Annotated in this window: 13 protein-coding genes; 11 read left to right on the top strand and 2 right to left on the bottom strand. The window is 44.4% G+C overall.

The window, feature by feature from the left end:
- The first annotated feature begins 221 nt into the window (after positions 1–221).
- From ACXACS_RS12025 to ACXACS_RS11985, 9 genes are all read left to right on the top strand, one after another.
- Positions 222–3,272 (top strand): TonB-dependent receptor, encoded by a 3,051-nt coding sequence (locus ACXACS_RS12025; protein ID WP_474806849.1) that lies wholly within the window; start codon positions 222–224, stop codon positions 3,270–3,272.
- Between the two features lie 83 nt (positions 3,273–3,355).
- Positions 3,356–7,687 (top strand): alpha-1,6-glucosidase domain-containing protein, encoded by a 4,332-nt coding sequence (locus ACXACS_RS12020; RefSeq protein WP_474809261.1) that lies wholly within the window; start codon positions 3,356–3,358, stop codon positions 7,685–7,687.
- 167 nt (positions 7,688–7,854) lie between these two features.
- Positions 7,855–8,715: a patatin-like phospholipase family protein gene (locus ACXACS_RS12015; protein WP_474806847.1), complete on the top strand. Its 861-nt coding sequence runs from the start codon at positions 7,855–7,857 to the stop codon at positions 8,713–8,715.
- 696 nt (positions 8,716–9,411) lie between these two features.
- Positions 9,412–9,921 carry an RNA methyltransferase gene (locus ACXACS_RS12010; RefSeq protein ID WP_474806845.1) on the top strand — a complete coding sequence of 170 codons (510 nt, stop codon included), beginning with the start codon at positions 9,412–9,414 and terminating at the stop codon, positions 9,919–9,921.
- Positions 9,922–10,023: 102 nt separating this feature from the next.
- Positions 10,024–10,935: a PEP-CTERM/exosortase system-associated acyltransferase gene (locus tag ACXACS_RS12005; protein ID WP_474806843.1), complete on the top strand. Its 912-nt coding sequence runs from the start codon at positions 10,024–10,026 to the stop codon at positions 10,933–10,935.
- A 135-nt stretch (positions 10,936–11,070) separates the two neighbouring features.
- Positions 11,071–13,014, top strand: a complete 1,944-nt coding sequence (locus ACXACS_RS12000; protein ID WP_474806841.1) for an alpha-amylase family protein — start codon at positions 11,071–11,073, stop codon at positions 13,012–13,014.
- A 176-nt stretch (positions 13,015–13,190) separates the two neighbouring features.
- Entirely contained in the window at positions 13,191–15,089 is a 1,899-nt protein-coding gene (locus ACXACS_RS11995) for a glycoside hydrolase family 13 protein (protein WP_474806839.1), read from the top strand.
- Between the two features lie 38 nt (positions 15,090–15,127).
- Positions 15,128–16,609: an MFS transporter gene (locus ACXACS_RS11990; protein WP_474806837.1), complete on the top strand. Its 1,482-nt coding sequence runs from the start codon at positions 15,128–15,130 to the stop codon at positions 16,607–16,609.
- A gap of 1 nt (position 16,610) precedes the next feature.
- Positions 16,611–18,311 carry an alpha-amylase family glycosyl hydrolase gene (locus tag ACXACS_RS11985; protein WP_474806835.1) on the top strand — a complete coding sequence of 567 codons (1,701 nt, stop codon included), beginning with the start codon at positions 16,611–16,613 and terminating at the stop codon, positions 18,309–18,311.
- A 111-nt stretch (positions 18,312–18,422) separates the two neighbouring features.
- Here the strand turns inward: ACXACS_RS11985 and ACXACS_RS11980 are convergent, their stop codons facing one another.
- On the bottom strand, positions 18,423–19,445 hold the full coding sequence (locus ACXACS_RS11980) for a LacI family DNA-binding transcriptional regulator (RefSeq protein WP_474806833.1): 1,023 nt from the start codon (positions 19,443–19,445) through the stop codon (positions 18,423–18,425).
- Between the two features lie 298 nt (positions 19,446–19,743).
- On the opposite strand from ACXACS_RS11980, the gene glnS reads away from it, so the two are divergent.
- Positions 19,744–21,411 carry a glutamine--tRNA ligase gene (glnS, locus tag ACXACS_RS11975; RefSeq protein WP_474806831.1) on the top strand — a complete coding sequence of 556 codons (1,668 nt, stop codon included), beginning with the start codon at positions 19,744–19,746 and terminating at the stop codon, positions 21,409–21,411.
- Between the two features lie 96 nt (positions 21,412–21,507).
- On the opposite strand, the gene ACXACS_RS11970 is transcribed toward glnS, so the two are convergent.
- On the bottom strand, positions 21,508–22,251 hold the full coding sequence (locus ACXACS_RS11970; protein ID WP_474806829.1) for a YciK family oxidoreductase: 744 nt from the start codon (positions 22,249–22,251) through the stop codon (positions 21,508–21,510).
- A gap of 320 nt (positions 22,252–22,571) precedes the next feature.
- Between ACXACS_RS11970 and ACXACS_RS11965 the strand changes: the two genes are divergently transcribed.
- On the top strand, positions 22,572–25,169 hold the full coding sequence (locus tag ACXACS_RS11965; RefSeq protein ID WP_474806827.1) for a VolA/Pla-1 family phospholipase: 2,598 nt from the start codon (positions 22,572–22,574) through the stop codon (positions 25,167–25,169).
- The last annotated feature ends 218 nt before the right edge of the window (positions 25,170–25,387 follow it).

The following is a 25,387-nucleotide window of genomic DNA, read 5'->3' as shown; positions in this document are numbered from 1 at the left end:
CGGCCATATGGCCGCTTTTTTATTTCTGATAATAAAGCGTTAACTAAATTGCTAAAAAACCATGATTCATTAAATATATGTTGCGCATATGTAAATGAATACGTATGCATAGCATTGCTCCCTTTTTATACAAACCAGTAGTATTTGGTGTTGAACCATAAGAGGCATTTTTGGGTGTGGTATTCCTAAAAATGTCGATAATAAACAAGGATGGGACACCAATGAAAACATTCAAACCCAGCACTATAATGGCGGCCTTGATCACTAGTGGGGTCGCGTTTAGTGCGCTGCCGCTCTATGCTCAAGAGTCACCAGACACACCCGTAGATGAAGTTGAACGACCGCAAGAAGATACCTTAGAGCGTATCGAAGTACGTGGTTTTAGTACCAGCTTAATTCAATCACTAAATCAAAAACGTTTCTCTGACACAGTTTCTGAGCAAATATCTGCAGATGACCTTGGCGGTCTTCCCGACGTATCTATGGCCGATGCTTTGACTCGTTTGCCAGGTATTTCGGCAGTGCGTACCGGCGGACAAGCAGCGCAAATCAATATTCGCGGTTTATCAGGCGACTTTGTTTTTTCTACGTTAAACGGTAGAGAGCAGGTATCCACGAGCGGAAGTCGCGCTATTGAATTTGACCAATATCCGTCTGAGCTTATTAGCGAGGCAGCGGTTTATAAATCTCCCAAGGCATCGCTAATTGAAGGCGGTATTGCGGGTACGGTAGAACTAAAAACAGCATCACCACTTGCCATTGAAGAGCAACATAAGTTCAGCGCTAACATGCGTGGAATGTATAACGATAGAGCATCCGAAATAAGCGATGCTACGGAATACGGTCATAGACTAAGCTTTTCTTATCAAGGCAAGTTCCTAGACGACACCCTGGGTGTATCATTAGGCTATGCTCGTCTATTCCAGCCAAGCGTTTCTACGCAGTTCATCGGGTTAGCTTATAACGGTCAGGTAGATGTTGATGGCCTGGAAGGGGATACCGATGGCCCGGCAGATTGTCCAAACTGTGAGCTAATCTCAGAAGGTTTTGAGATGCAGCACAAAGGCGGTGAAGAAACGCGCGATGGCTACGTTGCGGCGTTTGAATGGGCGCCTATCGATACGTTCACCTTAAAAGCTGATGCCTTCATTTCAAAATTTGATTCTGAAGCATTTGCTCGGGGATTTCGCGTTAAGTTAGGCGGTATTAACGCGGGTATTACTAACCCGGTTGTAGTTAACAACAGCGTCGTTGGCGGTACTTTTTCTCGCACAGACAATAGCTTCACCCGAGTTGAACTGGTAAACGACGACAATCAAGACTTCGACAGTGTTACTAACTTAGGTGTTAATGCTAGCTGGGAAATATCTCCAGATTTATCGGTTCAGTTTGACGTATCTCGTTCAAGTGCTGAAAGTGATTTTAGAAACGGCTTGTTATGGTCGCTTGTAGGCGAAGATGCGACAGTTGCGAATCCAGTATTTGATGAAAACGTTCAAATATCTTATTTATTGAACGGGTTAAATCTGCCTGATATTGGTTTTAACCAAATTGATGCCTTTACCGATTTAGACCGGGTCATGGTGAGCAAGTACGGTATCTATCCATTTGAAAACAAAGATGAGCTAGATGCATACCGTGTCGACTTCCAGTATTACGTAGACGTACCAATCATATCTGGTTTTGAATTTGGCTATCGTTATTCAGATCGGGAGTACAACAACGATCGCTCTGTCTTTGAATACGGTAATGACAGTGCCTTTTCAGTCAGTGAACCGCCACTTCGTTTAACTTCAGATATGGTTGAACAAGTTGATTGGAGCGGTGATTTTGGATATTTCCCAAGCTATTTATCAGTCGATTTAAACAGTGCGCTCAATGCCTGGTTCCCAGAAGGTAGACCGCAGCCTGTTCAAACATGGGGGCCTGGAGCTGCTGGCGTTATTAATGGCCCAGGAACAGGCCCCGCTACAGCGTGGACACTACAAGAAAGCGGTGATGTATTTGAAACCGTAAACTCGGCTTACTTAATGGCAAACATCAACACTGAAATTGGCAGTATTCCTGTTACGGGTAATATCGGTGTTAGATACGTTAAAAGTAAACAAAGCTCAACTACACTACAGCGTGCTACCCAGCTAATTCAAGACTTAGAAACGGGGACGTCGGTTGAGGTAAGCGACCCTACTGCAGGCGCGCAAAATATTACAGACGATGTAGGGCTCATCAATAACTTCTATCGTCCAGCGTTAATTAGCCACGAGTATTCGGATGTACTGCCGTCTATTAACCTGAACTTTAAACTTACTGATGATACTCAACTTCGAGTGGCAGCTGCAAAGGTTATGGGGAGAGCACCAATTAACCGTTTTGCGGCGAATGCGTCTACCACTATTGAAACGGTTACTGCTTTCCAAGACAGAGATTCAGGCGAAATCACGCTTTCAAACCCAACAGCGAAGGTCAGTGGTAATGCCCGTAATAGCCCTTACTTAGAGCCGTTTTACGCTACACAGTACGATGTGTCATGGGAATATTACTTTTCAGATACAGAAGGTGCTTTGGTTATCGCTGGTTTCTACAAGGACATTGAGTCGTTTGTAGAAGACATTGAAATAGAGCCCTATGATTTTGAAGCAAACGGCATAGTCATTCCAGACAACGTAAGTGTTCCAGTCTATTTAACCCCAGAATTTACCGGGCAAGAAGCCGAACTAGCAAGGGATGAAAACGGCGATCCTATCTTTATGACAGTGCCAACAGAAAATGGTAGCTATAGCACTGCGGTAAATAACGCAGAAGGTGGCTACATTAGAGGACTAGAAGTCGCCTACACGCAAATTTACAGCATGTTACCTGGGTTATGGTCAGGTTTAGGGGTTAGCGCAAGCTACTCTTATACGGAAAGTGAAATTCAGCGCACCCTCGGCGATGGCGTTTACGCCGCTAATTTACCAGGGCTTTCTGAAAATGTAGCAACATTAACCGTTTTCTGGGAATACGAAGGGTTTGAAACCCGCCTGTCTAGTCGCTATCGCGATGCCTTCGTATCTCAGCAAGTAGCAGTTAACGATCAGGTTGTTAACTTTGATGACGAACTGGTCATTGATTACCAAGCGTCTTATGAAATTAACGATAATTGGAGCGTTCTGTTCCAAGTAAACAATCTAACGGATGAGCCAACCAAAAGCTATTTCGCATCAGAAGAGCAAACCGGCACTATTCAGTACTTTGGCACCCAATATTACCTAGGGATGACATATCAACTATGAAAAACAACATCTTAGGTAATTTATTTGACGATGCACATAAACGTTCGGTTGCCAGAAATAGCAAATATATTCAGGAGAGTTTTATGTTTACTAAAAAGAAAGTAGTGCGCGCAGCGTTACTTTTAGTAGGCGCTTATACACTTACAGGTTGCGGCGGATCTGGCGTAGAGTCAGGCACAAACGATTTGCTTACCTGTGAAGTACCCAATGTACCTAATGCAGCAGGAACGGCCTGCGAGCCGCCGCCTCCTATTCAATGTGACGCACCGTTAGTCCCTAACGAAGCAAACGATGCCTGTGAAGCGGGCGCGGATCCAAGTTTACCGGCACCTGTATTCACCCCCTCATCTAATCAAGCTGTGCTTTACTATAACCGCGCTGCAGTGGATGCGGATAACTCAAGTAACGACGCCGCCTATGAAGGTTGGCGACTACATACTTGGAACAATGACCAGTGTGATGCTTATGCTGATGCAGACACGGATTGGGCAAACGGCCGTATTCATAGCGGCATCGATCCGAACTATGGGGCCTATTGGATATTAGACCTTAAAGAAGGTTACGGCAGCTGTCATAACTTCATCATTCACAAAGGTACTGATGATGCCGGTAAAGAATTAGGGGGCGGTGACTTCCAAGGTTCATTAGTACAAGACGATGAAACTTTTGTGCGAATGAACTTTACTCTTTCGGGCGAGCCAACGATTTTTGAATTCCCGATCATGTCGCTTGGGCCACAGCCGGTTGATATAGAAGGCTTTGGTGCCCATTGGCTAGATGCGAACACCATTTTATGGGATGTTCCCGAAACTGTATCAGAAGTGAAACTTCACTATTCAGCGCAGGCTGATTTAGAGAGCACCCTAGAAGAGGGTATTAATGGTACTGAAGTAGCGCTAATGAGTACTACACTTACCGAAGAGCAGTCTGCTCGCGCACCGCATTTATCTTCGATGCAGGCGTGGGAAGGAGACTGGTCGGTTGAAGATGCGAAAACTGTACTGACGACACAAGCGGTCGTTGGAGGATATGATGCAGACGGTGCACTTGTAGCAGCAACCGGTATTCAATTGGCAAACGCAATTGATGCACTTTACACCATGGGTGAAGATGATGCCGACGAGGCACAACTTGGCGGGGTTTATACAGACCAAGGTATTACCGCTGCGCTGTGGGCGCCTACCGCTTCGAATGTCGACCTTTTGCTTTATAACGATGATAAAACGTTAAGTGAGCGTATAGATATGGTACGTGATGACGTGTCAGGCGTATGGCGCTATGAAAGCGATATGTCGCTAGACCGTCAGCTTTATCGCTATGAAGTTTCGGTATATCACCCTATTACAGGTAACGTAGAAACCCTGCTTGTAACAGACCCATATTCTGTGTCGCTTAGCACAAACGGTCGTTTCTCACGCTTTGTAAACCTTGCCGATGAAGATTTAAAACCTGAGGGGTGGGATACTCACACCATTCCTACGGTAGAAAATTATGAAGACGCGGTTATTTACGAAGGTCACATACGTGATTTCAGCGTACGCGATATGTCTACTTCCGAAGAAAATCGTGGGAAATACCTTGCCTTTACCGAAGAGGGAACGGCACCGGTTGAGCACCTTAAAAAGTTGGTAGATGCAGGGCTAACCTATTTCCATATCCTTCCGGCCAATGACATTGCAACCATTGACGAAGACCCAACCAACACTGTTGACTTGTACGATACCGTGGGAAAACTTTGTCGCTTAAATAGCAGTGCTGCGGTATGTGAAGAAGAAAGCGCGGACGCATTGTTGATTGACGTATACAACGCTTACGACCCGTTGTCACAAGCGGGTAAAGCTCAGCAGTTGACTAATGACTTACGCAATTTAGATACGTTCAACTGGGGGTACGACCCTCATCACTTTAATGCACCTGAAGGTAGCTATGCATCTAGTGCAGAAGGTGTTGAGCGTATTGTAGAAATGCGCGCTATGATCCAAGCGCTTCATGAAATGGGCCTGCGTGTTGCACTTGATGTGGTTTACAACCATACCAATGCATCTGGTGTTTTCAGTAAGTCTGTTCTAGATAAAGCTGTACCTGGGTATTACCACCGTTATGAAGTGGACACTGGGGCGATAGTGCGCGAAACCTGCTGCGATGACACAGAGCCACGCAATGTGATGATGGAAAAATTCATGGAAGACTCATTGCTTTTGTGGGCTGAACACTACAAGTACGATTCTTTCCGTTTTGACATCATGAGTCAGGCAACCAAAGATACCATGGTACGCCTTCGTGATGCTGTTCAAGCTATTGATGAAGACAACTACTTTTATGGCGAGGGTTGGACCAAAATAGACCGCGGTTACGAGCAAGCCAGCCAACTCAATATGGCCGGTACTGAAATTGGGACTTATAACGATCGCATTCGTGAAGCTATTCGCCAGGGTGCCATTTTCAGACCTGAAGATGATGGACTGTTAAGTGCGCAAGACCGTGTAAAAATGGGCATGATTGGTACGCTTAAAGACTATGTATTGGAAACCTCTTCAGGAAGTGCCGGTGCAACGAGTAACTTGGGCGGCTATGCAGAAGATCCCGCAGACATCATTAACTATGTGTCTAAACACGATAATGAAACCTTGTGGGACCAATTAAATTACACGCTTCCACAGGACATCACGCTAGAGCAGCGAGTGCGCGCACAAAATGTGGCTATGGGCATCAACCTTGTGTCTCAGGGTATTCCATTTCTACAAATAGGCGGCGACATGCTTCGCTCTAAATCAATGGACCGAAACACCTACGACTCGGGTGACTGGTTTAACTATGTAGATTTCACATACGAGACTAATAATTGGAATGTAGGGTTACCGTTAGCACAAGACAATGAAGCCCGTTGGGAAGAAATGGGGGAGTTTATTTATAACCCGAATCGAGCAGCGTCTATGGCTGATATTATGTTTGCCTCTGATGTGTTTGCAGAATTGCTCAACATTCGAATGACGAGCCCATTGTTTAGGTTAACCACTGCAGAAGAGATTATCGACCGTATTGGGTTTCACAATATCGGCGCACGCCAACAGCGTGGTCTTATCGCTATGAGTATCGACGATGGTGTATCATCTAACAGCGAAGTACCTCGTCAAGACTTAGATATGATGAACGATGCGGTGATGGTACTCGTTAACACGGGTTACGAAGAGAAATCTATCACTGTAAATACAGCAACCGGCTTTTTACTTCACGCTACACAAATGAATTCGGTTGATGCCGCGGTACGTGGTGCTACTTTTGTTGAGGGTGAAGACGGTAACGGTACCTTTACTGTACCTGCACTTACTATTGCCGTGTTCGTTAAGCCACAGTCTGGCGCTCAAGGTTATGGTCTATCAGCGTTTGCCACGTCTGGCGCACCTGACGTAGTACCTTACGGCGATACCACTGCTTACCTTCGCGGAGACATGAATGGCTGGTCAACGGATGACGCATTTACTTATCAAGGTGACGGTGTATATACGGCTACTGCTGCGCTTGAAGGGGGTGTAACTTACGGGTTTAAGTTCGCTTCTGAAGATTGGAGCACTGTGAACTTTGGTGCTGCTGAAGGTGAAGAAGGGTTGGTGGTAGCAGGTGAAGAGAAAGTACTTGCTCGCACTAATACTAATTTGTCGTTTACACCTGATATCAGTGCGACATACCTGTTTACCATCGATGCATCAGACAGCGAAGCGCCTATATTAATGGTTGAAAACGAAGAACCCTACGTTGGAACCCCTGTGTACCTTCGTGGTGCAATGAACGGGTGGGGTACAGACAATGAGTTCTCTTACCAAGGTGGTCGTATCTATACTTTTGCTCGAGATATTGAGCCTGGCACTTACGAGTTTAAAGTTGCGTCTGAAGACTGGAGCACAGTGAACTTTGGTGCTTTGTCTGCCGACGATGCCGACCGTAACTTAGCGCCAGGTCAAACCCTTGGGTTGGCTGCGACTAACGATAACCTTGTTCTAAACATTGAAACTGCTGATCGCTATGTGTTTGTGTTCAACGTGACTGACTTAGATGCCCCTACCATTGGTGTATTTAAAGAAGCATTTTGGGGAGACACCCAAGTTTATATCCGCGGTGGTATGAACGGTTGGGGCGCAGTAGATATGTTTGAATATCAAGGAGAGGGTGTATACGCCGCCGACATCGAGTTAAGTGCAGGTAGCATCGAATTTAAAGTTGCCTCTGAAGATTGGTCAACGGTAAACCTTGGTAATCCTAATGATGCAGCGAGTAATATCGTGATGCCAGGTGAGCCTAAAATTTTAGGCGCAAGCAATAACAATTTGATGATTGAAATCGCTGAATCTGGCCTGTATGAGTTTAAGGTTGCCGGGCCCGATGGTAATGCACCCATGTTGACTGTTACGATGAAATAAATGCTCATCAGAAAATTTATTTAACGTCTCAGTGTTAACAATTTAAAAGCCGCGACCTTGTTCGCGGTTTTTTCTTCTTGGCATATCTCTTGATTCTCTTGTAGGATAGTTGTTACCGACAGTGGTCGTACCAGAAGGTTGTGAATGTATCTACAGGGAGAGAACAGATGAAAAGTGCATTAGTTGTTGAAGGCGGCGCTATGCGTGGAATATTTGCGGCTGGCGTACTAGATAAATTCATGGAGCAAGACTACTACCCCTTTGATTTTACACTAGGGGTGTCCGCTGGGGCGACAAATTTGTCGACTTACATTTCCAAAATGCAAGGCTTGAGTAAAACTATTATCACCCAATATGCAACGAAGCGAGAGTTCTTCAGTCCGCTTCGATTCATAAAAGGGGGTCATATGACAGATGTTCATTGGTTATGGCATCATTCAAAGCAATCAATGAACATTCCTGCTCCAGGTGAAAAGAGCAGTATGCCCTTGTACGTGGGAATTACGAATGCTGAGTCAGGTGAATGTGAGTACATTCAAGCTACAAAAAACAATGTAGACGAATTGATGGTAGCATCTTGTGCATTACCCACCGCTTATCGGGATGAAATAATCATTAACGGTACGCGTTATTTAGATGGCGGAGTTGCAGATGCAATACCTGCAATTAGGGCTTATAACATGGGCGCAAGGGATATTACCGTAATACTTTCACAACCTCTTGGATTTACCAAACCTGAAGTAAAATCAACTTGGTTGATGCAAAAGATGTATGGAAACCAGCCTGCAATCTTAGAAAAAATGCTTAAGCGTTCAGCAATTTACAATGAAACTCTCGATTTTCTTAAGAACCCACCGAGCGACTGCACCATTCGAGTGATAGCGCCGGATGAAGCTTTCTGCGTTAAACGACTTACTATGGATAAAAAAAAGCTATTGAGAGGTTATGGCCAGGGTAGGCGTATGGCCAGACGTCACCTCAAAAGTCTTACCTCTAATGTGGATGGTCTAAATTACCAAATAGCGTAGTAAATTCGTCGTCACGGGATATAAGCCCTGTATGAATTTAGCAACAGTTGCCGTTAAGAGCTTGGATATTATCCAGGCTTTTTTTTGTTCGTAAATAAAGTCAATATTTTCAGAGGGATATCGTGTTTCAAAATGGCAACACACGATCGGGCCTATCGTTTGTACTTTATTTATCACCTCTACTTCTTATCAGTTCCTGGCCCTAATTAGACAACTGATCTGGCAATCTAGCTACTAACTCCCACAACAAAGTAAACGCGCCTAACCCCTAAACCTAATCATAAGTAACTGATTAAAAGCGTGTTTACCTTCTCTTTGTAGTTAAAAATGTAAACTTTGCACCAAACTTGCAAAATTTTCACACTGTTGGTCTGCAATTTGCTGTACCCTGAACGAGATTAGTTATTTTCTTTAATACGTTAATTACAGACTCGTGAAACGCTTAGTAGAATAAGAAAAGCGTATAGTTGTAGAAGAGAAAATGGCATGTAGCGCATCTAAATGGCCTGACTTGTAGGGTTAAGCTAAGGCGTTAACGAAAAACTGGCTACCTGCAACAACGCATCGATTACGATGAGGTCGCTGTAGACTTTATGTATTCGTTCTTATACTTATGGCTAATTTTCGTGGTTACGCGTAGTAGCTTCTTCTAAGTCGTGGCAGTATCAAACTCAAATAATAAAAAGCTAATAAAAAGTGCAAATAGCAAAACAAAAAATTTCGATTGGGCTAGTTAACCCAAAAAATCCCGTCAATGTAGCTTCTATTTTGCGTGCTGCGGGGTGCTACGGTGTCGCTAGTGTATTTTATACGGGGCAGCGTTACCGTTTCGCTAAAGACTTTAATGCAGATACGAAAGCGTTTCACAAGGTTATTCCAACGGTTGGCGTTGATAATTTACGGGATGTTGTCCCAGAAGGGGCGTCTGTAGTTGCGGTTGAGCTTGTTGAGGGTGCAGAGCCTTTACCAAGGTTCGAACACCCGGAAAATGCCTTTTATATCTTAGGTCCTGAAGATGGAAGTGTAGGCGAAGACACTCTGTCGTGGTGCGACCATGTCGTTTATGTACCCACGTATTCATGTATGAATTTGGCGGCAACAGCTAATGTTTTACTGTACGACCGCCTATCTAAGTCTGATTTTGTAAGTGGGGATGCGCTTATCAGACAAAGCCGAGATACCAATAATAAGACAAAGATAAAATAGCATTTCAAATATTAATTTAAAACAATATACCAAAGGCTACTGCTGCGAACAGGAAGTTACCCACAAGCCTAATAATTAACATAAAATTAGGGGACTTTTGCGTTGAAAACAACAACAATGAGCGCTGCTCGTGCGCTAAATAGTGCTGTAACTAATAAGTTAAACCAGTTACCTCGACAACTGCTTAAAGCATTTCCACGCCGATTGTCACTTGAAGAAAGTATTTCCAATTTCTTTTTTAGCCGTTATGAACTCGTTGTAGCGAACGAAGAAAATGAAAAACAAGTTAGCTACAAAACCCGCCATAAAGTCTATTGCGAGGAAATGAAATTCGAGCAAAAAAACGCTGCTGCTATTGAGAAAGATAAATATGATGATCGCGCAATTAACTGTTATATAAAACATCGCCCAACAGGCGAATGCGCAGGTACAATTCGCTTAGTCTTGCCAACCGAAGCAGGGTTATCGCTGCCGTTAGAAGAAAAGTGCGCAGGCGCCTTTGAAGATGGTGCATTGCTTCCCTCTAGCTGTGATCCTACAAGCATTTGCGAAATATCACGATTGGCAATTCCAAGAGAGTTCAGAGTTCGCCAGATGCGCTCTAAAATCCTGCCTGCCCAAAAACTTGAAAAGATAAAACAAAAGAAGAGTACGCCATTTAACGTAGAGCACTTTCCATATCTTTCCATTGCGCTGTATTTAATGGCAACCAGTATTTGCCAACAACTCAATGTTAAACATGCTTACGTTTTGATGGAGCCAAAATTAGCACGAAGAATGAAAGCATTTGGTATTCATTTTAATCCAGTTGGCGAAGCCGTAGAGTTTAACGGCAAGCGAGTTCCTTACAGGCTATCGCCGCAAGTATTACTAGAGGACTTAGCTAAGCCGCTTCAAGGATTTCATAAACAAATTCACAATGAACTTCGTAGCGCGTTACCAGTGATTAATAACACACCAACACATACCGCTCGTCCTATACAAAAACCATTGCGTGTAGCGCAAGCAGCTTAGGAAATCTTCTTTACAGCTTTATATATCAGCCGTCCTCTTGGACGGCTTTTTCATTTCTGAATACGTATGCATGTTTTTTAACATACATTTAACGCGTATCCTGTTGGCATCATTTACATTTTTGTCACGAATACTATGCTTAATCACAAGTCGGTTTTTTCTCTTAAGCCTTTATCTGTTGCTATGCTGTCGATCGGTTTGATGGCGTGTACTGGTCCGTCGCCATCAGTAAATAATCAAACAGTCGAAGGCAAAGGAAGTAGGCATTCAGCATCAAATCAACAAGGTGATATGTCAACGCATTCTGAAAACGGTGAAAGGCAAGGGAAACCAGTCGTCTACCAAGTGTTTACTCGACTATTTGGAAATACTAATTCTAGTAACCAGCCTTGGGGTACGGTTGAGCAAAATGGCGTAGGCAAATTCAGCGACTTTACCCCTAAAGCCCTTGAAGCCATCAAGTCTTTAGGCACCAGTCATATTTGGTATACCGGTGTGCCACATCATGCGGTAATCAATGATTATACCGACTTCGGAATTTCAAATGACGACCCAGATGTAGTGAAAGGCCGCGCTGGTTCACCATACGCCGTTAAAGATTACTATAATGTTAACCCCGACCTAGCTGACAACCCACAAAAGCGCTTAGAAGAATTCGAAGCTCTGATTGAAAGAACTCATGCTGCGGGTATGAAAGTTATCATCGACATTGTTCCCAATCACGTAGCCCGTGATTACCATTCGCTTTCTGCGCCAGAAGGTACAGTCGATTTTGGCGCAAACGATGACACGTCTGTGGAGTATGCTCGCGACAACAACTTTTATTATGTTGTGGGTGAAGCATTTCAAGTACCCACTGCTGACAGCTACCAGCCTCTAGGCGGCGAACCCCACCCATTGTCAGACGGTAAGTTCGATGAGTTTCCTGCAAAGTGGACAGGAAACGGTGCAAGGGCAGCGCAGCCAGATATTAACGACTGGTATGAAACGGTAAAGGTGAACTATGGCGTGAAGCCAGACGGCACTTATGATTTTCCTATGCTACCTAACGAGTACAATCAAAAATCTATCGAAGAGCACGCCGCGTTTTGGCAAGGAAAAGATCTTCCAGACTCGTGGTACAAATTCAGAGACATTGCCCATTATTGGATAGACAAAGGTGTCGATGGATTCCGTTTTGATATGGCTGAAATGGTGCCAGTAGAGTTCTGGTCTTTTCTCAACAGCAGCATTAAGCAAAAAGCACCTGATGCATTCTTGCTAGCAGAAGTTTACCAGCCTGACAAATATCGCGATTACCTGCATAAAGGCAAGATGGACTATCTATACGACAAAGTAGGCTTTTACGATACGCTAAAAGCGATTATGCAGGGAAAGAGTAAGGTTAGTGACCTGGTCGCTGTCCACAAAGAAGTTAGCGATATCGCACCACACATGCTGCACTTTTTAGAGAACCATGATGAGCAGCGCATTGCTAGCCCCGATTTTACTGGTAGCGCTGAAAAAGGCAAGCCAGCGCTTGCGGTAAGTGCGCTTATAAGCAGTTCTCCAACGCTGCTATATTTTGGACAAGATGTGGGCGAAGACGGCAGCGAAGAGACAGGCTTTGGCAACCCAACGCGTACGTCTATTTTCGATTACGTTGGCGTTCCTGCTCATCAGCGGTTTATGAATGATGGAAAATTTGATGGTGGTCAATCCACCAAGGAAGAAAAAGAACTGCATAATTTTTACAAACGCGTTATGTCTATCGCCGCTACTAACCCGGCCATCGTGGGTGAGTACCAAAGCCTACACGCGCTCAATCTTGGCGTCGAAAATACAGCGTATTCAGAGCAGCAATTTACATTTGCTCGCGTACAAGATGATCATGGTTTTGTCGTTATCGCAAACTTTAGTGATGCACCAGTAGGGGAAATAGAATTTACAGTACCAGCGAGTGTATTAGGTGCAACTAACAAAACGATTAGCCTTGAGCCACTTCTTTCTCATGGCGGCATTAGCTTAGAAAAAGATGATGTGAACTACAGAGCCTCGTTATCACTTGATGGGCTAGAGACGAAAGCATTTGCCTTCTAGATAGTGTGTAAAGCTATCAACGAAATCGAATACTAGAGATTTTATTTAAACGAGAGACCATGTGTATTGGCATGGTATCTCGTGAATACGTATGCAGAGCATTGGTCAGTCAGGCTATGCAATGTAGTATCTCGGTAATATTTTGCACTTAACGTATTTTTAACATCGGTGTCTATATGTTTAATCGCAACCGCGTAACTAATGCTATTTCCCCATCACGCAGTGTCTCGCTCTCACTCGTTGTGAGCCTTGCTACTTTATTTCCTGCATTTTCTGCTTTTTCTTCACAAGAAAATAACCTAGACGTTTACCCGCCCAACTGGTGGGCAGGTATGCAACATGATGAAGTAGAACTGATGATTTCTGGCAAAGACGTGGCCGATGACAAAGTTTCCGTTTCAAAAGGCAGTGTCCAAATAAAGCAAAGCAGGGCACTTGATAGTGAAAACTATCTTTTTGTAACGTTAGATCTTGCTGAGGCGAACCCGCAAGAATTGGTACTGACGTTGAAAGACGAAGACGGTAGTTCACGGGACATTCACTATTCATTGAAAAAACGTGCTAGAGGTTCGTCGTCGAGAGAAGGCTTTGGACCTGAAGACGCCATTTACCTAATTGCCCCTGACCGATTCGCTAATGGCAGCGTGGAAAATGACAACATTGATGGGTATCAAGATAAAGTAGATAGGGCCTTTAAAGGCGGACGTCATGGCGGGGATATTCAGGGCATTGTTAACAACATCGACTATATAAAAGAGATGGGGTTCACCCAAATATGGACCATGCCGATGCTTGAAAATGCAATGGAAAAGTACAGTTACCATGGCTATTCAACCACCGACTATTACACTATAGACCCGCGTTTTGGCTCTAATGACGCTTTTGTAAAGCTGAGTAAAAAAGCCAACGAAAACGGTATCGGCGTAATCATGGATATGGTACTTAATCATATCGGTAGCGAGCATGTATGGATGAAGGATACGCCGTCTTATGATTGGATAAACAATAATGGACAGTTTGTCGGTACTACCCATAAGCGTGAATCGCTTCACGACCCTCATGCCATAGCGAGCGATATCAAAGGGTTTAGTGACGGTTGGTTTGTACCAACCATGCCTGACCTGAACCAGCGCAACCCACATTTGGCAAATTATTTGATTCAAAATGCTATTTGGTGGGTGGAAACAGCAAATCTGAGTGGCATACGAGTAGACACTTATTCATATCCTGATAAAGGGTTCTTAAGTCAGTGGACCAACCGTATCATGAAGGAATATCCTAACTTCAATATTGTTGGGGAAGAGTGGTCGGTAAACCCTGCGATTACGGCTTATTGGCAAGCAGGTAGCAAACGCCACGACGATTACGACAGTGCTTTGCCATCTGTAATGGACTTTCCTCTTCAGGCTGCCGTTGTTAAAGCGCTTAATAGCGATGAAAGCTGGAATTCTGGTTTTATTTCAGTTTATGAGACATTAGCTACCGATTTCTTGTATGGTGATCCAAATAATCTGGTTATCTTTCCGGATAATCACGACATGAGCAGAATTTTCACCCAATTAAACAACGACAAGTCCAAGTGGAATATGGCAATGACGTTGTTTTTAACAACGCGCGGTATACCTCAAGTATTCTATGGAACTGAGATTTTGATGGGTAATGAAGGGACAGAAGATCACGGTATTATCCGGTCAGATTTTCCTGGCGGGTGGCCATCGGATAGCGAAAAAAATGCGTTTAGCGGCAAAGGCCTTTCTGATGACGAGCAGTGGGCTCAAGAGCGTATAAAAACGCTATTAGCGCTACGTCAATCTCATCCTCATCTATTCAAAGGTGAGCTTAAACATTATGCGCCCGTGGACGGTGTTTACACGTATTTTCGTGTAGCCGAGGATTCAGCACAGAAGCTTATGGTTATCCTTAACAAAAAAACGGTAGATGTATCTTTAGCAAAGTACGCAGAGGTATTGGGTACGGATGTATCAATAACGCGCGTGAGTGACGGTCAAACATTTAACGCCTCTGAAACCATAAGCCTTCCTGCTATGTCGGCTAATGTGTTTATTGTGCAATAACCGTATCAATTAAATTAAAACAATAAATAGAGCAAAATATGCAATCAACTCAACCACGCCTTTCTTTTTGGCAAATATGGAATGTCAGTTTTGGCTTTCTGGGTGTTCAATTTGGTTTTGCACTGCAAAACGCGAACGTTAGTCGAATACTATCTGACCTAGGTGCAGATCTTCATTCACTATCGCTATTTTGGCTTGTAGCGCCCATTATGGGCTTGATAGTGCAGCCTATTGTTGGCTCGGCATCAGATAGAACGTGGAATCGATTGGGCCGCCGCCGGCCGTTTATACTTGCTGGGGCGATAGCCGCGGTGGTAGGTATGATCTTATTACCCAATGCGCCGATCTTCGTTGCCTTCTTAGCGCCTATGGTTATGGGCGCTTTAATGGTTGCACTGATGGATGCATCGTTTAATGTGTGTTTCCAACCGTTCCGCTCTTTGGTATCTGATATGGTACCAGCGTCACAGCGCAACGTAGGTTATTCAATACAGTCGCTTCTTATCAATATTGGCGCGGTAATTGGCTCTATACTGCCATTCATTCTAACTAATGTGGTAGGCCTAGAAAATACCGCTCAAATGGGGGAGGTTGCGCCTTCTGTAATGTGGGCATTCTACATAGGTGCGACTGTACTACTAGGTACGGTTATTTGGACCGTTATACGCACGAAAGAGTATGCGCCAGACGAATACAATCGTTACAAGGGCCTTACCGAAGAAGCCCCTGCAAGTGAAAGTAAGGCTAAAGCACCGCTTGGCCAGCGCTTAGGTGAGTTTTTCGTTTTAGTAAAAGACATGCCAACCACCATGAAACAACTGGCTGTTGTTCAGTTTTTCTCCTGGTTTGCGCTTTTTATTATGTGGGTTTACACCACACCGGCGATTACTCAACATATTTGGAACGTAGATAAGCAATGGTTTGACCCCGCTTATATCGCCGCTGCGCCTATGGTGCCAGAAACTATTGTTATGGCAAAAGGTGCTGCTGGTGACTGGGTAGGTATACTTTTCGCGGCATATTCTGTGTTCGCTGCTATTTTTTCCATTTTCTTAGCAAAGCTGGCTGATAAATTCGGTCGCAAGACTGTATACGCTTCGTCTTTAGCGCTAGGTGGCCTTAGCTATGTAAGTTTCCTACTATTCCAAGACCTTACTATGGTGGACGTTAACCTGCTTATTACTGAAGTAACTGTGCCGTTAGGCGCAGTGAAACTACTTATCCCAATGATAGGGGTAGGTATTGCGTGGGCGGCAATTCTTGCTATGCCATACGCCATGTTAGCCGGCGCACTACCCGCGAACAAGACGGGTGTTTACATGGGGATATTCAACTTCACCGTGGCTGCACCGCAAATTGTTTCAGGTTTAACTGCCGGTTGGATCTTAAGCAGTGTATTTAACAACGATGCCAAGTACATAATTGTCGTGGCCGGTGTTTCTATGCTGATTGGCGCAGTGTCTGTCTTTTTCGTTAAAGAGACGGATAAACAAGAACTTGAAGCGGACCAGGGAGCTTAATATGTTATTCAAACGTTCAGCAATTGCATTAACGTTAGCCGGTTTATTCTGCTCTGCTTGCACTAGCACGGCTACATCGTCCTTAGACAATAGTGAAAAGCATACCGCTCAGGCTATTCTAGGTACCAGTACGCCATTTGCAAGCGAGGCAGTTTACTTTGTGGTAACTGATCGCTTTGTCGACGGCGACGCTTCGAATAACCACGAAGACCAAGGCGGAAAACATCCCACTTGGCAACTACCGCTTGAAGGTCCCGATGGTGAAAAAGCCTATGTGGGTTACATGGGCGGTGATTTACAAGGTATCTTAAATAACGCTGATTACATCAAAGATATGGGCTTCACTGCCGTATGGTTGACGCCTGTTCATGATAACCCTGACTATGCGTTTAACGGCGACGAGCCTATTACATATGGCGGTGCATTCAAAGATGGCGGAAAAACTGGCTATCACGGTTATTGGGCGACAAACTTTTATAAAGCTGATGAGCATCTCGTTAGTGACGATTTGAGCGTAAGTGACTATACCGCGAAGATGCGCGAACACGGCCTTAAGTCAGTGTTTGATATCGTTGCCAATCACGGCACACCAAGCTTCACGATGAAAGAAGACTTGCCAGGTTATGGTGAGCTTTACGATAAAGATGGAAACTTAGTTGCTGACCATCAAAACCTAGCACCTGAAGAGTTAGATCCTAAAAACAACCCGCTGCATAGCTTTTTTCATAACTATCCAGATTTAGTCAAGCTTTCAAATCTGGATGACGAGAATCCAGCAGTTCGGGATTACTTAATTAACAGTTATCTTTATTGGATATCGCAAGGCGCTGATGCATTTAGAATAGATACCATAAGGCACGTACCGCATTCATTTTGGCGTGAAGCGTCTGACCGTATTCGCAAACAAAACCCAGACTTTTTTATGTTTGGCGAAGCGTTCGACTACGAAGCTAACAATATTGCGCAGCATACGTTGCCTAAAAATGGCGGCGTAAGCGTTCTAGACTTTCCTATGCAAAAAGCCATGGTAAGCGTGTTTGAAAAGCCGCTTAAAAGCGATTTTGCAGACTTAGAAAAGGCACTTCATCTTACTCACGGCCCTTATAATAACCCCTATGAACTAACCACGTTTTATGACAACCATGATATGGCGCGCATTAACGCAACAGATAAAGGGTTTATTAATGCGCACAACTGGCTGTTTACTGTTCGTGGTATACCGGTTGTTTACATGGGCTCTGAGATAGGTTTCATGCGCGGTACGGCTGAACATGCCGGTAATCGTAATTACCTTGGTCAGGAACGCATCAATCAGGCTAAGAGTCATCCTATACAACAGGCGCTAACGAAAATCGCCAATGTGCGTAAAAATACTATCGCCTTGCAGCGCGGTGTGCAGGTTAATCTAGAGCTTAGCGGTCATCGTGCCGCATTCTATCGCGTTGTCGACACTAAAGATGCGCAGCAAACAGCGCTTGTGTTACTAAACAAGGGTGATGAACCCCAGTCGTATGAGGTAAGTAACTTCATGCAGTCAGGCAATTGGATAGAACAATTGTCTGGGCAAACCCAAAATGTCGTGAACGGCACTGCGTTAACCGCTACGGTTAAGGCTAATGGCGTTCAAGTTTGGGTTCGCGAGGGCAAACCTACCAACCCAGCGTTGCTCTCTCAAATAAAACATCAGCTGGCCCGTCAATAAAGCACTCAAAGCACAATTAATAGAAAGTCAAAAAAAAGCCCCAACCGTTAAACGTTCGGGGCTTTTTATTTGATTAGTTAGCTATTCAGATAAAGCACAAGCTTAAGTCGTTTATTCGCTGCCACAAGATTGACGTACAATAATGTCGGCTGGCATTAAGTAATCCTCTACCTCTTCATTGTTTATCGCTTTCAATAGGGTATTTACCAATAGCTCACCGGCAAGCTTCGTGTTTTGCTGTACTGTGGTAAGCGAAGGTGTCGTGTAAGCAGACACCGCAATATTGTCATAACCCACCACAGCAACATCGTCTGGAACATTCACTTTCGCTTGGCGCAGCGCACGTAAAACCCCCATAGCAATAAGGTCGGATGCACAAACGATAGCTTCGGGTAGTTCGCCTGCTTGCAGCAATGATCTCACTGCTTCTGAGCCAGCATCTTCGGTAGAAATGGCGTTTCGCTGAACACTTGATTGCGCTAAGCCATGAGATTGTAATGTTTTAAAATACCCGTCAAAGCGTGCTTTAAATTCCGGTGCGTGCTCGCCATTATCGCCAATAAAGGCAAACGATGTTTTACCCAGTTCGATGAGGTGTGAGGTAATGCTTTGACCACCTTGATAATTATCACACCCGATACTTACACCCGGATGCGCTTCATCAGGTGCACCCCAGCGAACAAAATGCGTACCTTGCGATTCAAGCTGAGCAACTTTGTTCTGATAGTCAGTGTAGTCACCGTAGCCCAACAATATAATACCGTCAGCCTTGTTTGAATCTTCGTACTCCGCATGCCAGTCGTCTTCTAAGTTCTGAAACGATACAAGAAGATCGTAGTTTGCTTGCGCACAAGCGCGAGTAATACTACCAAGCATTGCTAAAAAGAAAGGGTTAATCATCGAGTCGTCAGACGTTGGGTCTTCAAACAAGAGTAGGGCAATTGTGCTGCTCTTTTGTTTTCTTAAATTACTGGCGTTCTTATCTACCTTGTAATTAAGTTCCCGGGCAATACGCTGAACGCGGTCGCGAGTTTCTTGGTTAACCAGCGGGCTGTTATTTAGCGCTCGCGAAACCGTTGATTGAGAAACCCCTGCCAAGTGGGCAATATCAAAAGAGGTTGCTTTTTCTTTCATAAACACCATGTTTTGCTGCTACGACAATTTTGTCGCTAAATTAGATTACCATATTTTTCGAATAGCGCGTGCTTTTTGCTATATATGCGCCTAAATGCTAATCAAAATTAATGAAGCATTGCTCATCAAGTACATTTCAGAGGGTTTTGTTGTAGTTTTTATAGTGCACTCTTTGTGTGGATCGCTCTTAAATCAATCACTTGTTAGGCTTCTTTGAATAAAACATGGTTGAAGTAATTGCGAGAGTGTTATACTCAGCGAGATTTTGAAATATTACGTGCATAAGGGGAACAAGCGAATGGCCGAGACTGAACACCGTCCGACCAATTTTATCCGTCAGATTATTGATAAAGACCTGGCTAGTGGTCTACACGACGCTATTAAAACTCGGTTTCCACCAGAGCCGAATGGCTTCTTACATATTGGTCATGCCAAGTCTATTTGCTTGAATTTTGGTATTGCACAAGACTACACAGGGTCGTGCAATTTGCGTTTCGACGATACTAACCCTGCAAAAGAGGACATTACGTTCGTTAATTCTATAAAAGAAGACGTTCAGTGGCTTGGATTTACGTGGGATGGCGAAGCGCGTTATTCATCGAATTATTTTGATCAATTACATGCATATGCGGTTGAGCTTATCGAAAAAGGTTTAGCATACGTCGATTTTTCTGCGCAAGAAGTCATGCGCGAGATGCGTGGTACGCTTAAAGAGCCAGGTCAAAATAGCCCTTATCGCGACACAGACGTCGAAACTAACCTTCGTGAGTTTGCCAAGATGACGGCAGGCGATTACAAAGAAGGCGAATGTAGTTTGCGCGCCAAAATCGACATGTCGTCGCCGTTCATGTGTATGCGCGATCCGGTAATTTACCGAGTCAAACATGCACACCATCACCAAACCGGTGATAAATGGTGTGTTTATCCAATGTATGATTTTACTCACTGCATCTCGGATGCTATTGAGGGGATCACGCATTCATTATGTACATTAGAATTCCAAGACAATCGTCGCCTTTACGATTGGGTTATCGAAAATATCTCAATTGACTGTACGCCTCGTCAGTATGAGTTTTCCCGTCTTAACCTTGAGTACACGGTATTAAGCAAACGCCGTCTTATTCAACTAGTCGATGAAAACCATGTGAGCGGGTGGGATGACCCCCGTATGCCTACTATAGCGGGCTTACGCCGTCGTGGTTATACACCAGGCTCTGTGGTTGAGTTCTGTAAGCGAATTGGCGTGACCAAGATGGACAACATGGTTGAAATGTCTATGTTGGAAGCTTGTATTCGCGATGACTTAAATGCTAATGCACCGCGTGCGATGGCGGTATTAGACCCAATTAAGCTTGTTATTGAAAATTACGATGAAGGGCAGACAGAAACGCTGACTGCACCGAATCATCCTAATGATGAAACCATGGGTACGCGTAGCATTAGCTTTAGCCGCGAAGTGTATATTGAAGCAGAAGACTTCCGTGAATCGGCAAACAAAAAGTTTAAACGCTTAGTACTAGATAAAGAAGTACGTCTACGTAACGCCTATGTGGTTAAAGCTAATCGCGTTGAAAAAGATGAAGACGGCAATGTAACTACTGTTTACTGTACTTACGACCCAGAAACATTGGGTAAAGATCCAGCTGATGGGCGTAAGGTCAAAGGCGTTATTCACTGGGTGGACGCAGCAACGGCACAGGCAGCAGAATTTAGACTTTATGACCGTTTGTTTAACGTGCCTAATCCGGCGGCTGAAGAAGACTTCACCAATGCAATAAACCCTGGTTCGCTTGAAATTAAACAAGGCTGGGTAGAAGCAGGACTCGCTAGCAGTGTTCCTGACGTTGGCGCCTGGCAGTTTGAACGTACTGGTTACTTCTGTGTAGATAAAGATAGCACAGACGATAAACCCGTCTTCAACCGCACGGTAGGGCTAAGAGACACATGGGCGAAAATAGGCGAGTAATATAATTATTGATTGCGCGCTATATGCTTAAATGAAAAAACCGCTTAAGTTCCAACTTAAGCGGTTTTTGTTTATTAAAGTATAATGTTTAATTAATTACTTCGGCTGGCAATCAAGAGACTGACCGTTTACTTCCTTACTTTCATCACCCATTAGGTAAAGATACATAGGCATAATATCTTCTGGTGTTTTAAGTGTATCCGGATTTTCTGCAGGAAAAGCTTGTGCACGCATATGTGTGCGGGTGCCGCCTGGATTAATACAGTTAAAACGCAGCGTCTTATTCTGATATTCATCTGCCAGAGTTTGCATTACGCCTTCTGTAGCGAACTTCGATACAGCATAAGTCCCCCAAAACGCGCGACCTTTTCTTCCTACACTCGATGTAGTGAAAATAACTGATGCATTTTCCGCTTTTTCTAATGCCGGGATAAGGGCCTGCGTCATATAGACCATGCCGTTAAGGTTTATCTGCATTACGTCTTGCCACTCTTGCGCATCAATATCTTTGAATGCACTTAGGTGACCTAGAATGCCGGCATTGTGAAGGACACCATCTAGTCGACCAAACTGGTCAATAATGGTCTGTGTCATCTGTTGATAATGAGAAGGCGTTGCACCTTTTATGTCTAAAGGAACAATGGCAGGTTCCTGACCGCCTGCGGCGATGATATCATCATACACGGCTTCAAGTTTCGACACGGTGCGCCCTAATAGAATACAAATAGCGCCGTGTGCAGCATATGTCTTTGCAGCTTGAGCACCAATTCCATCGCCAGCCCCGGTGATAAGAATAACTTTATCGCGTAGTAAATTCGCTGGTGCGTTGTAATCGTTCATCGTTTTCCTTCAAAAGGTTAATTTTCATCGCTTTGCGTGGGGCTTTCATGCCCAACTGAGAATATGACCTCAGATCATACCCAGCCTAGCCCACAAGTAAAACAATGAATGAAAAATTCTTCAAACGTAAAAAAAGTTAACAAAAGTAGTTAACAAAACTTTGCAAAGTTGAAACAAAGTCAATAAGATTGAGGAAGATACAACTGGTCTAACATGTTTAAAACTATCAACTACACCTGTAGATACAGGGTAGACCAAGCTACTTTTAATAGAGTTAAGTTTTAAACACAGAATAACAACAATGCTTGTAGGGAGTAGAGATGAGAAAACTCGTATTAAGTTCCAGTGTGGCCCTTGCGCTGGGTCTAGCAGGCTGTGGTGGCTCCGATGAAACCCTTTCCGACATTCAAGCCGAAACAGAAGTCCAAACACCATTTTCCCGGATCCTTTTTGACCCAGCCAATGGGAATCTGAATATTCCAAATGACCTTCTAATGCTTCCTGGCGATGACGGTTTCTTTGATTACACACTGAACATTCCAGTGGCTGATCCCACAGATTTCGCTGATCCGCAAAATGCACTTAATGTGCTGGACGGGTGGTCTACGCAGCATCCTTTTGTTATCAATGTTGAAACGCCTGCAGGCGCATCGTTAGACGAAAGCACGCTAGCATCTGGCGTATTATTATTTGAAGCAACATTAGGGCTTGATCAAAGCGACCCAGACTGTGCGCAGGTATCTACGCCTTCGGCAGGTTGTAAGTTAGGTGATCAACTCACTTTTGGCGTGGATTATGTCCTTAGCCTCGCCGATAGCAATACCATTACATTTGTTCCGTTAAAGCCCCTTAAGCCGGGTCAGGGTTACATGCTGGTTATGACAACAGACTTGAAAGATTCTTCAGGTAAGTCTGTTCAGGGTTCAACAACTTGGGATTTGGTAAGACAAGATATTAATACCGCTCCGCTATCAAGCGCTTCTCAGTTAGACCTACAGGCTTTGGTTAATTCTTATGTTAACCCGCTTCTGCAAGCTGGCTTTGCCCGCGAAGATTTAACCTATGTCTCTGCGTTTACTACACAATCGGTAGGAAATTCACTTGATACAATTAAAAAGGTAATGATTGGTACCTTCGCTCAGCTTGCAGCTGGCGGCGATCCGTCAGCACCAGCTGCACTTCCGGCGATCACCGTTAGCGATGTGTCTGCTGCGCCAAATGCCATGGAAGCTTTAGGCCTAGTGAACGAAACTGTTGTAGCGGGCGCGGTTGAACTTGGCAAACAAGGTCTGCCAGACAACATACAAGCAGCCATTGATGCAACTGATTTTAGTCTACTCGAAACCTGTGCAGGTCTTGCTGGTACAGCGTCGGGTCAACTAGAGGCTCAGTGGGGCGCGTTGAACGAATTTGCTGTTGGCGTATCAACAGGCATTTTAGCGCAAGCAGGGCCATTTTGTGCGGCACAACGCTATGAAGGTAATATCGCATTGCCTTATTTCTTGGGTGTACCAAGTGCTGAAAACCCATTAGCGCCGGTAAATGATTTCTGGAAGGCGGCGTGTGACAGCGGCATCGTGCTAGCTGGTGCACCGCAAGAGCTACTTGCTAGTGCTGAGCCAGGTCCAAATGCAGCAATGTGTTCTTCACTAGGCCTTGCAGACGTTCGAATAAATGGCGAAATGCTTGATAGCGCAAGGAATATTACCAAATTTAACCCGTATCCACAGCCGACAGGCGGGAACATGGGAACAGAAACACTAGATGTGCAGGTTACTATTCCTGATCCAGCTATCGCGGGCGCGTTAGGCTTCCCGATTAGTATGCCTGAAGCTGGTTGGCCAGTAGTTATATTGGCTCACGGTATTACCAGTCAAAAAGAAGACATGCTTGCTATTACAGGTACGCTCTCACTTGCAGGTATTGCGTCAGTAGCTATCGACCAACCCTTACACGGTAGTCGAGGTTTCGACCTTGATGGTGACGGTACAGATGACTTAAACGCTACAAGCGTAAGTGCAACGCATTACATGAACCTTGCTAGCTTACCAACTGCCCGCGACAACTTACGTCAAAGTGTATCTGATTTACTAGGGCTGCGTTTAGGACTTAATGCAGTTGTAGATACAACCGCAGCACAAAATGTTAAGTTTGATATGTCACGTGTGTCTGTTATGGGTGTGTCGCTAGGCGCAATGACTGGTGGTAACTTTGCTGCAGTAGCAAACACATCAATGGGTGGCGATTTAGCTGCGCTTGACGGTATGTTTGCTGTTAGACAAGCATCTCTTGAATCTCCAGGAGGTGGCGTAGCGCAATTCTTATTAGAATCCCCTTCATTCGGACCTCTGATTAAAGGCTTGTTGCTTTCACAGGCATCAGAAGACTTTGTTGCATTGCTTAACCAACTTTATGAAACAACTGACGTAACTGAAGAGCAGCTTAGTGCGGCGGTTACTATTTTTGAAGATAATCTAACTGCAGAGCAAGCCGCTGAAGTAAACGCAGTATTTGCGGAATTTGCATTCGCCGCGCAAACAGTAATGGATGCTGGTGACCCAACTAACTATGCACAAACGCTAGGAAGTAATACACCGGTTCACATGATGACGGTTGTAGGTGATGGTAGCGAAGAAAACTTACCTGATCAGGTAATTCCAGTTTCCACAGCGTTACCGCTTTCTGGTCAGCTTCCGTTAGCAGCGACAATTGGTCTAGAGCAAGTCACTACTACCCAAGGGCCTGGTACAGACCCAATTAGCGGTATTGTGCAGTTCAATAGCGGCGCACATGCTTCTAGCTTAAGTCCAGCATCAAGTGCAGCGGTAACTACAGAAATGCAAAAAGAAGTGGCAGGTTATATTGCGTCTGACGCGCTAGCACTTCCAATTTCTGATGAGAGTGTTGTTGCAAACTAGTCCTCTCTAATGCGGTCGACAAAGCAGAGTTACAACTGCTTACATTTTATCGAGTTAAAGCCGGCGTAGTCGCCGGCTTTTTTGTCTTTAAAAGCAGAATGTTATTTGAATGTTTTGCAATGTTAATGTAGTGTAAATAATGGTCCGATGAGTATTCTAGAGACAATAATTAACTCCGTTAATGGAAAAGAGAAATAGAAGCCATTGACCATATTCAT

This window comes from Alteromonas sp. AWM4_230 (assembly GCF_056158305.1).
This window is presented reverse-complemented; position numbering and strand designations above follow the sequence as displayed.

What these genes read in the sequence shown, in the direction of transcription:
- ACXACS_RS12020 (WP_474809261.1), top strand. Translation starts at nt 3,356, where the DNA reads ATGTTTACTAAAAAGAAAGTAGTGCGCGCAGCGTTACTTTTAGTAGGC.
- ACXACS_RS12000 (WP_474806841.1), top strand. Translation starts at nt 11,071, where the DNA reads ATGCTTAATCACAAGTCGGTTTTTTCTCTTAAGCCTTTATCTGTTGCT.
- ACXACS_RS11990 (WP_474806837.1), top strand. Translation starts at nt 15,128, where the DNA reads ATGCAATCAACTCAACCACGCCTTTCTTTTTGGCAAATATGGAATGTC.
- glnS (WP_474806831.1), top strand. Translation starts at nt 19,744, where the DNA reads ATGGCCGAGACTGAACACCGTCCGACCAATTTTATCCGTCAGATTATT.
- ACXACS_RS12015 (WP_474806847.1), top strand. Translation starts at nt 7,855, where the DNA reads ATGAAAAGTGCATTAGTTGTTGAAGGCGGCGCTATGCGTGGAATATTT.
- ACXACS_RS11970 (WP_474806829.1), bottom strand. Translation starts at nt 22,251, where the DNA reads ATGAACGATTACAACGCACCAGCGAATTTACTACGCGATAAAGTTATT.
- ACXACS_RS11980 (WP_474806833.1), bottom strand. Translation starts at nt 19,445, where the DNA reads ATGAAAGAAAAAGCAACCTCTTTTGATATTGCCCACTTGGCAGGGGTT.
- ACXACS_RS11995 (WP_474806839.1), top strand. Translation starts at nt 13,191, where the DNA reads ATGTTTAATCGCAACCGCGTAACTAATGCTATTTCCCCATCACGCAGT.
- ACXACS_RS12025 (WP_474806849.1), top strand. Translation starts at nt 222, where the DNA reads ATGAAAACATTCAAACCCAGCACTATAATGGCGGCCTTGATCACTAGT.
- ACXACS_RS11965 (WP_474806827.1), top strand. Translation starts at nt 22,572, where the DNA reads ATGAGAAAACTCGTATTAAGTTCCAGTGTGGCCCTTGCGCTGGGTCTA.
- ACXACS_RS11985 (WP_474806835.1), top strand. Translation starts at nt 16,611, where the DNA reads ATGTTATTCAAACGTTCAGCAATTGCATTAACGTTAGCCGGTTTATTC.